This window comes from Streptomyces sp. NPDC005775, assembly GCF_042871565.1.
Classification (GTDB): Bacteria; Actinomycetota; Actinomycetes; order Streptomycetales; family Streptomycetaceae; genus Streptomyces.
Genome location: NZ_JBIAIU010000004.1, coordinates 91,410 through 102,685, shown reverse-complemented (window position 1 = coordinate 102,685; position 11,276 = coordinate 91,410). Strand labels below are relative to the sequence as shown.

Annotated in this window: 4 protein-coding genes; all 4 read left to right on the top strand. The window is 73.6% G+C overall.

Going from position 1 to position 11,276, the window contains the following annotated elements; genetic code table 11:
- The first annotated feature begins 123 nt into the window (after positions 1-123).
- Genes ACFYPA_RS10975 through ACFYPA_RS10960 form a run of 4 tightly spaced genes read left to right on the top strand, consistent with a single transcriptional unit; the run spans position 124 to position 11,267 of the window.
- The gene (locus ACFYPA_RS10975; protein ID WP_359319131.1) at positions 124-1,074 is read left to right on the top strand and encodes a TauD/TfdA family dioxygenase; all 951 of its coding nucleotides are present in this window, start codon (positions 124-126) and stop codon (positions 1,072-1,074) included.
- Complete coding sequence (locus ACFYPA_RS10970; protein WP_389131173.1) at positions 1,071-1,820, top strand: thioesterase II family protein; 750 nt, start codon at positions 1,071-1,073, stop codon at positions 1,818-1,820. The genes ACFYPA_RS10975 and ACFYPA_RS10970 overlap by 4 nt, the downstream gene beginning before the upstream one ends.
- 23 nt (positions 1,821-1,843) lie before the next feature.
- The gene (locus ACFYPA_RS10965; protein ID WP_359085901.1) at positions 1,844-2,068 is read left to right on the top strand and encodes an MbtH family protein; all 225 of its coding nucleotides are present in this window, start codon (positions 1,844-1,846) and stop codon (positions 2,066-2,068) included.
- Positions 2,061-11,267 carry an amino acid adenylation domain-containing protein gene (locus tag ACFYPA_RS10960; protein ID WP_389131170.1) on the top strand — a complete coding sequence of 3,069 codons (9,207 nt, stop codon included), beginning with the start codon at positions 2,061-2,063 and terminating at the stop codon, positions 11,265-11,267. The genes ACFYPA_RS10965 and ACFYPA_RS10960 overlap by 8 nt, the downstream gene beginning before the upstream one ends.
- Positions 11,268-11,276 lie beyond the last annotated feature (9 nt).

The window sequence follows — 11,276 nt, the reverse complement described above, 5'->3', positions numbered from 1 at the left end:
GAAGATATATAGCCCCCGGCCGGAGAGTGATCCGGCCGGGGGTTCTTCGTGTTCCCGGCCGCCGAATGACCGGCTCGTCCCGGCGGATCGCCAGTGGATCACCAGCAGAGAAGGAAGTGGCCGATGACCGCAGACACGCTCGCGTTCGTACTGGAGCGCGAGGCCGGCAGCCCCGGCATCATCGAACTGATCGGCAAGGAGGCCGGCCACATCCGGGAGCGGCTCCACCGGCATGGCGCGGTCCTGCTGCGGGGCTTCGACATCGGCGGGGTCGACGGCTTCGCCGCGGTCGTGCGCGCGCTGTCCGGGGAGCCCCTGAAGTACACCGAGCGCTCGTCGCCGCGGTCCACGATCAAGGGGAACGTCTACACGTCCACGGACTATCCGCAGGACGAGGAGATCTTCCTCCACACGGAGAACTCCTACCAGTCCTCATGGCCCCGGCTGCTCTACTTCCACTGCGTCCAGGAGCCCGAGACGCTCGGCGCGACCCCGCTGGCCGACATCCGTGAGATCCACCGGCTGATCGACCCGGCCGTCCGCGCGGAGTTCGAGCGCCGGGGCTGGATGGTCGTCCGCAACTTCCACGACGGCTTCGGAGTCGACTGGCGGCAGGTCTTCAACACCGAGGACCGCGCCGAGGTCGAGGCGAACTGCCGCGCCAAGGACCTGGAGTTCGAGTGGACGGCCGACGGCGGCCTGCGCACCCGCGGGGTCCGCAGGGCGGTGCACCTCCACCCCGACACCGGGGAGCAGGTGTGGTTCAACCACATCGCCCTGTTCCACCACTCGACGCTCGCCCCCGAGGTGCGGGAGGGGCTGCTGGAGCTGTTCTCCGAGGAGGACCTGCCGAGCAACACCTACTACGGTGACGGCGGATCCATTCCTGCCGAGGTGATGGACCACCTGCGCTCCTGCTACCGCGCCGCGTCCACCCGCTTCGACTGGCGCCGCGACGACGTGCTCGTGGTCGACAACATGCTGGCCGCCCACGGCCGCGAGCCCTTCACCGGGCCGCGCCGGATCGCGGTCGCGATGGCCGAGCCCCACGCGCCCGCCGGGGGGCCGAGGTGAGCGCCTGGTTCCGTACGTTCACCCCCCGGCCGTCGGCGGCCGTACGGCTGATCTGCTTCCCGCACGCCGGCGGTGCCGCCAGCAGCTACCGGGGCTGGGCGGGACTGCTCCCGCCGTCGGTGGAGGTCACGGCCGTCCAGTACCCGGGGCGCCAGGACCGCATCATGACGGACCCCGCCCCCGACATGGACGCCCTGGTGCGGTCCGTCACCGCGGCGATCGAGCCGCTGGTGGACCGGCCGGTGGCGTTCTTCGGGCACAGCATGGGGGCCACGGTCGCCTTCGAGGTGGCGCGCGCGCTGCCCCGCGAGCTGCGGCCGGCGCTGGTGCGCCTGATCGCCTCCGCCCGGAAGCCGCCGCACGCCTGTGCGCCGCTCGCGCCGGAGTTCCGGGGCGACGAGGGGGTCCTGCGGTACGTCGCCGGGCTCGGCGGCGCGGGGGCGGCCCTGCTCGCGCACGAGGAACTGCGGGAGATCGCGCTGCCCGTGCTGCGCGGCGACTTCCATCTGATCGACACCTACACCTACCGGCCGGGCGCGCCGCTGACCTGTCCCGTCACCGCCGTCGCGGGGTCGTTCGACACCTCCTGCACCCGCACCCAGGCCGAGGGCTGGGCGCGGTACACCACGGCCGGCTGCGAGGTACGGGTGCTGCCCGGCGGCCACTTCTACCTGGAGACCGCCGCCAAGGAGCTCATGGCGCTGGTCGCCGAACAGCTCGACTTCCCGGTTCCGGCCGCTCGCTGACTACTGCCCTAGGAGTTCTCACCATGGCGAACAATCCCTTCGACGACCAGGACGGCAGCTTCCTCGTGCTGGTCAACGGCGAGGAGCAGTACTCCCTCTGGCCGGCGTTCGCCGTGGTGCCCGAGGGCTGGACGGTGGCGCTGGCGGAGAGCGGGCGCGCCGCGTGCGTGGAGTTCATCAACAGCCGGTGGACGGATCTGCGTCCGCTGAGCCTGCGCGAGTCGATGGCGGGGCGGTCCCATGTCTGAGCGCAAGCCCGACGCGGTGCGGCTGCCGCTGTCAGCCGCCCAGAGCGGGATCTGGTTCGCGCACGATCTGGACCCGACCGGCCGCCGGTACAACGTCGCCGAGTACAAGGAGATCCTGGGGCCGCTCGACCCGGAGCTGCTGGCGGCGTCCTGGTACCAGCTGGCCCGGGAGGCGGATGTGCTGCGCATCCGCGCCATCGAGCGCGACGACACGGGACTGTGGCAGACCGTCGACACCGAGCCGGGCGATCGACGGCTCCGGTGGTTCGACATGACGGAGCGGGACGACCCGGAGGGCGCCGCCCGTGCGTGGATGGATGCCGAGCTGGCCACGCCCGTCGACCTGGCGGCGGGTGCGCTCTGCACCCTCGCCCTGATCAAGGTCGCCCCCGAGCGGTTCTTCTTCTACCAGCGCTACCACCACATCGTGATCGACGGGATGGGTGCCGCCCAGCTGGACGCCCGTTTCGCCGAGCTGTACGCGCAGGCGCTGGCCGGTGAACCGTGGGGGCCCACCCCCTTTGGGACGCTCGAAGAGGTGCTGGCCGAGGACGCCGCCTACCGCGCCTCGCGGGAGGCCGCCGACGACAGCGCCCACTGGGCCGAGCACCTGGCGGCGCTGCCGGACGAGACCCCTCGGCTCGCCGAGCGCCGCCCGTCCGGCCCGGTCGGCTCCGAGGACCACGCCACCCCGTTCGTGCGCCGCAGCGTCTTCCTCCCCGCCGCCGAGGCGGACCGGGTGCGGACCGTCGCGCGGGGCGCGCGTACCCGCTGGTCGCTGCTGCTCATCGCGCTCGTCGCCGCCTACGTGCACCGCGTCTCGGGCAAGGACGAGCTGGTGCTCGGCCTCCCGGTGACCGGCCGGACCACCGAGCTCACCCGCCGCACCCCGAGCATGTCGTCGAACGTGGTGCCGCTGCGGGTGGGCGTACGCCCCGGCCAGCCGCTCGCCGAGCTGGTCCGCTCGGTCGTCCGGGAGGTCCGCCACGGCCTGGCGCACCAGCTGCCGCGCTACGAGGACCTCTGCCGCGACCTGGGCGCGGGCGGGCCCGCGCGGCGGATAGCGGCACCGATGATCAACATCATGGCGTTCGCGCCGGGCCTCGGCTTCGGCGGCCATCCCACGGTCCAGCACAACCTCAGCAACGGGCCTGTGGACGATCTGTCCATCGGCATCTACGACCTCGGTGACATGGGCCTGCGGATCGACTTCGACGCCGCCCCGGCCGTCTGTGACGTCGACGCCGTCGCTGCCCACCAGGACCGCTTCCTGCACTTCATCGGTTCGGCGCTCGACGACCCCGCGCTGCCGCTCGCGCAGGTGGAGTTGATCGGCGAGGACGAGCGCCGCAGACTCCTCGTGGACTTCAACGCGCCCGATGCCGAGGTCGCCGTGCCGGCCGAGACGGACACCCTCGCCGCCCTCTTCGAGGAGCAGGCCGCCCGCCACCCCGAGCGGGTCGCGCTCACCGACGGCGACGTCTCCCTCACGTACGCGGAGCTCGAATCCCGTGCCAACCGGCTGGCCCGGCTGCTCACCGCCCGCGGGGCAGGGCCGGAGGGGTATGTCGCCGTGGCCGTGGACCGCTCCGCCGATCTCGTCACCGCCCTGCTCGCGGTCGTCAAGTCCGGTGCCGGCTATGTGCCGCTGGACCCGCACTACCCGGCCGACCGGCTCGCCTACATGCTCTCCGACGCCGCGCCCGCCCTGCTGGTCACGACCGCGGCGGACAGCGCGGGCCTGCCCGACACCACCGTCGAGCGGCTGGTCATGGACGCTCCGGAGACCGTCGCCGCGCTCGCGGCGTCCGACCCGGGCGCGCTCACCGACGCCGACCGCACCGGGCCGCTGACCTCCGGCACCCCGGCGTACGTCATCTACACGTCCGGCTCCACCGGCCGCCCCAAGGGCGTCGTCGTCCCGCACTCCAACGTGGTGCGGCTGTTCACCGCCACCGAGCACTGGTTCGGCTTCGGACCCGACGACGTGTGGACGCTGTTCCACTCGTACGCGTTCGACTTCTCGGTCTGGGAGCTGTGGGGGCCCCTGCTGCACGGCGGCCGTCTCGTCGTGGTCCCGCACTCCGTCAGCCGCTCCCCCGCGGAGTTCCTCACCCTGCTCGCGGCCGAGGGCGTCACCGTCCTCAACCAGACGCCGTCGGCCTTCTACCAGTTGATGCGGGCGGACGCCGAGAGCAGGGAAGCCGCGACGGACGCCCCGCTCGCCCTGCGCCGGGTGGTCTTCGGCGGCGAGGCGCTTGATCCGGGCCGGCTCGAGCCCTGGTACCGGAACCATCCGGAGGCCGTGCTGGTCAACATGTACGGCATCACCGAGACGACCGTGCACGTCAGCCATCTCGCGCTCGACGCGGACGCGGTCGGCGGACAGACCCGCAGCCTCATCGGGCGGGCCATCCCCGATCTGCGGATCCATGTGCTCGACACGGCACTCCAGCCCGTGCCGGTGGGTGAGCGCGGCGAGATGTACGTCTCCGGCGCGGGCCTGGCGCGCGGCTACCTCGGCCGGCCGGACCTGTCCGCCGACCGCTTCGTCGCGGACCCGTACGGGGGGCCGGGATCGCGCATGTACCGCACCGGCGACCTGGCGGTCCGGCTGCCCAACGGCGGTCTGGAGTACCTGGGCCGGGCGGACCACCAGGTGAAGATCCGAGGCTTCCGCATCGAACTCGGCGAGATCGAGAGCGTGCTGCTCGATCTGCCCGAGGTGTCCGGTGGGGCCGTCATCGTGCGTGAGGACCGGCCGGGCGACAAGCGGCTCGTCGCGTACGTCGTGACGGCCGCCGGGTCCGGGAGCGGCGCCGAACCGTTGCGCGCCGCCCTGGGCGAGGCCCTGCCCAGCCACATGGTTCCGTCGGCCTTCGTCCTGCTCGACGCCCTGCCGCTCACCGCCAACGGCAAGCTCGACACCCGGGCGCTGCCCGCCCCCGCCCTGACCGGGTCCGGCACCGGCCGCGCCCCGCGCACCCCGCGCGAGCAGGTGCTGTGCGCCCTGATGGCCGAGGTGCTCGGCGCCGGGGAGGTGGGGGCCGACGACTCCTTCTTCGACCTCGGCGGGGACAGCATCATGTCCATCCAGCTGGTGTCGCAGGCCCGCGCGGCGGGTCTGGCCATCAGCCCGCGCGACGTGTTCCGGCTGAAGACCGCTGCCGCTCTCGCCGAGGCCGCCACGGCCCTGGACGGGCAGCCCGCGGAGCCGGTGGACGCCGCTCTGGGCACGGTCGCGCTCACACCCGTCATGCACTGGGCGGCCGGACACGGCGGACCGCTCGACGGCTACAACCAGTCGATGGTGCTGCGGGTTCCGGCCGGAGCGACCCTTCCGCTTCTCGGCGCCGCCCTGCGGTCCGTACTCGACCACCACGACGCGTTGCGCGCGCGGCTCACCGACGGGGGCCTGTCCATCGGCCCCGCCGGTTCGGTCGACGCCGACGGCTGCCTGCGCCGGGTCGCGGCGACCGGGCTCGACGACACGGCCCTGGACGCCCTGGCGGGGGCGGAGGGCCGCCGGGCCGTCGCCGCGCTCGCGCCGCGCGCCCCCGAAGGCGGCGGCATGGTGCGCGCCGTCTGGTGCGACCGCGGCCCCGACCGGTCCGGGCTGCTGGTCCTGGTCGTCCACCACCTGGTGATCGACGGGGTCTCCTGGCGCGTCCTGGCCCCCGACCTGGCTCAGGCGTACGCCGCAGCCGTACAGGGCGTCGCACCGCGCCTCCAGCCGGCCGGCACCTCACTGCGCACCTGGTCCACGCGGCTCGCCGAGGCGGCGCTGTCTCCCGAGCGGGAGGCCGAACTCCCGTACTGGACCGCGCTGCTGTCCGGCGCCGGTCAGCCGCCGGACGTCCGTCCCCCGGACCCGGTGCGCGATGTGCTGGGGACCGCCGGGCAGCTGACGCTGCGGCTGCCGGCCGAGGTGACGCAAGCACTGCTCACCACGGTCCCCGCCGCCTTCCACGCCGAGGTCAACGACGTCCTGCTGACCGCCTTCGCCCTCGCGTACCGGCAGTGGCGGGGCGGCGAGCAGGTCCTGGTCGACCTGGAGGGCCACGGCCGCCAGGAGTCGGCCGCCCCCGGCACCGATCTGAGCCGTACGGTCGGCTGGTTCACGAGCCTGCATCCCGTCCTGCTCGACGTGGGCCGGGCAGTCGCTCCCGGCGCGGCGCTCAAGGCGGTCAAGGAGCAGTTGCGCGCCGTACCCGACAAGGGAATCGGCTACGGGCTGCTGCGCCACCTGAACCCCGGGACCGCCGCACAGCTCGCCCCGCTCGCCGAGCCGCGGATCGGCTTCAACTACCTCGGTCGCTTCGCCACCGCGGGCGCCGAGGCCGACTGGGCCGTCGTCCCGCGCGTCGAGGACGGCATTCCGGGCGGCGGCGACGACATGCCGCTCGCCCACGCCCTGGAGCTCAACGCGCTGACCCAGGACGGGCCCGAAGGACCCGAACTCGTGGCGAGCTGGACCTGGGCCTCCGGAGTACTCGACGAGGAGGAGGTCGCGGGGTTCGCCGCCGCGTGGTTCGACGCCCTGCGGGCCCTCGCCCTGGCCGGTGTCCGGCCGGGTGCCGGCGGGCGCTCCCCCTCCGACGTCGCCGCGACCGGGCTCTCCCAGAGTGAGATCGAGCTGCTCGAAACGCGCAGGCCGGGCCTGTCGGAGCTGCTGCCGCTCTCCCCGCTCCAGGAGGGCCTGCTCTTCCACAGCCTCCAGGCGGGTGACAGCGACGTGTACACGGCGCAGCTCGAACTCGACCTGGGCGGAGAGCTGGACGCCGCGCTGCTGCGCGACGCCGCCCGCGCGCTCCTGGACAGGCACCCCACCCTGGGCGCCGAGTTCCACCACGAGGGACTGGGCCGCCCGGTCCAGCTGGTCCCCGCCGAGCTCCGGCTGCCCTGGGCCGAAGTGGATCTGACCGGGCTCCCGCCCGAGGAGCGGTCCCGGGCCGCCGAGGACGCCGCGGCCGGGGAGCGGGCAGCCGGCTTCCGGCCGGACCGCGCGCCGTTGCTGCGCCTCACCCTGATCCGGCTCGGGTCCGCCGGCCACCGGCTGGTGCTCACCAACCACCACCTGCTGCTCGACGGCTGGTCGATGCCGGTCCTCATCCGCGAGCTGCTGACCCTGTACGCGGCCGGCGCCGACCCGTCCGCGCTGCCGCGCGTCCGCCCCTACCGGGACTTCCTGGCGCATCTGGCGGCCACGGACCAGCAGGCGGCACGTGCCGCCTGGCGCGAGGCGCTCGCCGGGTTCGAGGAGCCCACGCTCGTCCGCCGGGCGGAGCCGGACCGGACGCCGCGGGTGCCCGAGCGGCTGGAGTTCACCCTGCCCGCCGAGGACGCCCGCGCCCTGGCCGGCCGCGCCAAGGCCGCCGGGCTGACCATGAACACCGTGCTCCAGGGCGCCTGGGCGCTGACCCTGGCCCGCCTCACCGGCCGTGACGACGTGGTCTTCGGGGCGACGGTGTCCGGACGCCCGCCGGAGCTGGAGGGCGTGGCGGGGATGGTGGGCCTGTTCATCAACACCCTGCCGGTCCGGCTGCGTCTGCATCCGGACGAGCCGCTGGAGTCGCTGCTCGCACGGATGCAGCAGGAGCAGTCCGCGCTCCTCGGCCACCAGCACCTGGGCCTCTCCGAGATCCAGCAGATCGGCGGCGTCGGGGCACTGTTCGACACGGCGATGGTGTTCGAGAACTATCCCCTCGATGTGGCCGCGCTCGCCGCGGCCTCCGCGGGCACCGGTCTGACACTGGACGGGGTGCGGGGCCACGACGCCGTCCACTACACGTTGGGCATGGTCGCCCGCCCGGGCGACGACGGGCTGAGCTTCCGCCTCGACCACCAGCCGGACCTGATGGACCGGTCCGGGGCGCGCGCGGTCGCCGACATGCTGCTGCGTGTCCTGACCACCGTCGCCGACCGGCCCCGCACCCTCGTCGGCCGGATCGACCTCCTGTCCCCCGCGCACCGCGACGAACTGCTCACCGGCTGGAACGACAGCGAGGTGCCGGACGCCCTCACCAGTTCCACGCTGCCCGCCCTGTTCGCGGCCCAGGTGGCCCGTACGCCGGACGCCGCGGCCCTGGCGCACGGCGCCACAACGCTCACGTACGCCGAACTCGACGCCCGCGCCAACCGGCTGGCCCGGCTGCTGGCCGAGCGCGGCGCCGGCCCCGAGCGGCTCGTCGCCATCGCGCTGGAACGCTCGGTGGACCTGGTGGTGGCGCAACTGGCCGTCCTGAAGGCGGGCGCCGCGTTCGTGCCGCTGGACCCGGGCTACCCGGCCGACCGACTGGCGTACATGCTGGAGAACTCCGCCCCGGCGCTGGTCATCACCAGCAGCGCGGTGGCGGCGGGATCACTGCCGGACACCGGCGCGCCGCGGCTGCTCATCGACCGTACGGACACCAGCGGTCACGCCGCCTCGGAGCCCGCCCACGTGATCGACGCCTCCCGGGCCGCCTACGTCATCTACACCTCGGGGTCCACCGGCCGCCCCAAGGGCGTGGTCGTCACCCACTCCGGCATCGCCTCCATGGTCGCCGGGCAGCGCCGAACGCTGGCCGTCACTCCCACGAGCCGGGTGCTGCAGTTCGCCTCGCCCAGTTTCGACGCGGCGGTCTGGGAGCTGTGCATGGCCCTGCTCACCGGAGCCTGCGCGGTCCTGGCCGACGCGGACCGGCTGCTGCCGGGCCCGTCGCTGGCCGCCCTGATCGCCGAGCACCGGATCACCCATGTGACGCTGCCGCCCTCGGCGCTGCCCGTGATGCCCGAGGACAGCCTGCCGCCAGGCTCGACGCTGGTCGTGGCGGGCGAGGCCACCGCTCCGGACCTGGTGGACCGCTGGTCCCGCGACCGGCGGATGATCAACGCCTACGGTCCGACCGAATCCACGGTGTGCGCCAGCATGAGCGAGCCGCTGGCCGGCCCGGTCCTCGCGCCGATCGGCCGTCCGATCGCCAACACCCGGCTGTACGTGCTGGACAGCCACCTCCAGCCGGTGCCCGTGGGCACGGCGGGCGAGCTCTACCTCGCCGGTGCCGGACTGGCCCGCGGCTATCTCGGCCGCCCCGACCTGACGGCCGACCGGTTCGTCGCCGATCCGTTCGGGGAGCCGGGATCGCGGATGTACCGCACCGGCGACCTCGCCTCACGGCGGCCCGACGGCGACCTCGACTACCTGGGCAGGGCGGACCACCAGGTGAAGATCCGCGGCTTCAGGATCGAGCCCGGCGAGATCGAGTCCGCTCTGGCGGCCCATCCGCGGGTCGGCCGGGCGGTGGTGCTGGTGCGCGAGGACCGGCCCGGTGCGAAGCGGCTGGTGGCGTACGTCGAGTGCGAGGCGGCCGACACCGCCGGGCTGCGCGCCTTCCTCGGCGCCTCGCTGCCGGACTACATGGTGCCCTCCGCCTTCGTCGCTCTCGACGCGCTGCCGCTCACCGCCAACGGAAAGGTGGACCGCAAGGCGCTGCCCGCTCCCGACCTCAGTGGTTCGGAGGCGGGGCGCGCACCCACCACGGCTCGCGAGGAGGTGCTGTGCCGGCTGTTCGCCGAGGTCCTCCTGGTGGACCGGGCCGGGGCCGACGACTCGTTCTTCGACCTCGGCGGCGACAGCATCATGGCGATCCAGCTGGTCTCCCGGGCCCGGGACGCCGGGCTCGTCCTCTCCGTGCGGGAGGTGTTCACCCACCGCACGGTCGCGGCGCTCGCGTCGGTCGCCGACGAGGCGGGGGACGGGGCAGCCGCGGACGGGACGGCCGGGCCGGAGGACGGCGACGCCTTCCTGCGCGGGCCGTTCCCGGGGCTGGAGGAGGAGACGGAGGTGCTGATGCGTTCGGACCCGGACCTCCTCGACGTGCTGCCGCTGACCCCGCTCCAGGAGGGCTTCCTCTTCCACGCCCTGCTCTCCGGGGACGAGGCGGACGTCTACACCACGCAGCTCGGCATCGACCTCGAAGGCCCGCTGGACCGGGACGCGCTGCGGTCCGCCGCCGAACGGCTGCTGGCCCGGCACCCCGCGCTGCGCACCTCGTTCCGTCACGAGGAAACGGGCCGCCCGGTCCAGGTGGTGCACGCGAAGGCGCCGCTCCCCTGGCTCCACGCGGACCTCTCCACCGACGGGGACAGCGCGGCCACGGCCGCCCGGCTCGCCGGCGAACAGCGGCTCCGTGCCTTCGATCCGGCGGTACCGCCGCTGCTGCGCCTGCTGCTCCTCACCCTGCCGGGCGGCCGCCACCGACTGGTCCTGACGGCACACCACATCCTGTGGGACGGCTGGTCGGTTCCGGTGCTGGTCGAGGAGCTCTTCACCCTGTACGGGGAGCGGGGCGCCGCCACCCGGCTGCCGCAGCCGCCGCCGCTGCGCGCCTACCTGGCGTGGCTGGACGGCCAGGACCGCGCCGCGGCGCGGTCGGCATGGTCGGCCGCGCTGGCAGGGCCCGCCACTCCCACCCTGGTGGGGCCGGCCGGTGCTCCCGCACAGGGCAACCCGGTCGCCCAGGAGTCGGTGCGCACCGAGCTGTCCGAGGAACTCACCGGCCGCCTCCGGGACAGCCTCCGCGGCCACGGTCTCACCCTGAACTCCGCGGTCCAGGGTGCCTGGGGCGTGGTGCTGGGCCGTCTCACGGGGCGCGACGACGTCGTCTTCGGCTCCACCGTCTCCGGGCGGCCTGCCGAGGTTCCCGGCATCGAGCGGATGATCGGCAACTTCATCAACACCCTCCCGGTGCGCGTACGGGTGGACGCGTCGGAGTCGATCGCCGCGCTGCTGACCCGGATTCAGGAGGAGCAGGCGGCACTCATCCCCCATCACCACCTCGGTCTCGGCGACGTGCAGCGGCTGGCGGGCGCCGGTCCGCTCTTCGACACCACAACGGTGGTCAAGAACACGCCACTCGACGCCGACACTCTGCTCGCACACACGGACGGTCTGCGCCTCCTCGGGGGTGACAGTGAGGACGCCACGCACTATCCGCTGCGCATGCAGGCGGTCCCCGGACTCGACACCTCCACTCTCGGGCTGCATCTGGGATATTTGCCCCACCTCTACCAACTGACCGAGGCACAAGGGCTGTTGGATCAAATGGTCCGACTTCTCGAAGCCGTCGCGGACTGCCCGGACACTCCAGTGGGCAAGCTGGAGCCGCTCCCGCAGGAGACCGAACAGGATCTGCTGGCGCAGTGGGGCGGCTACTGACCTGGCTCA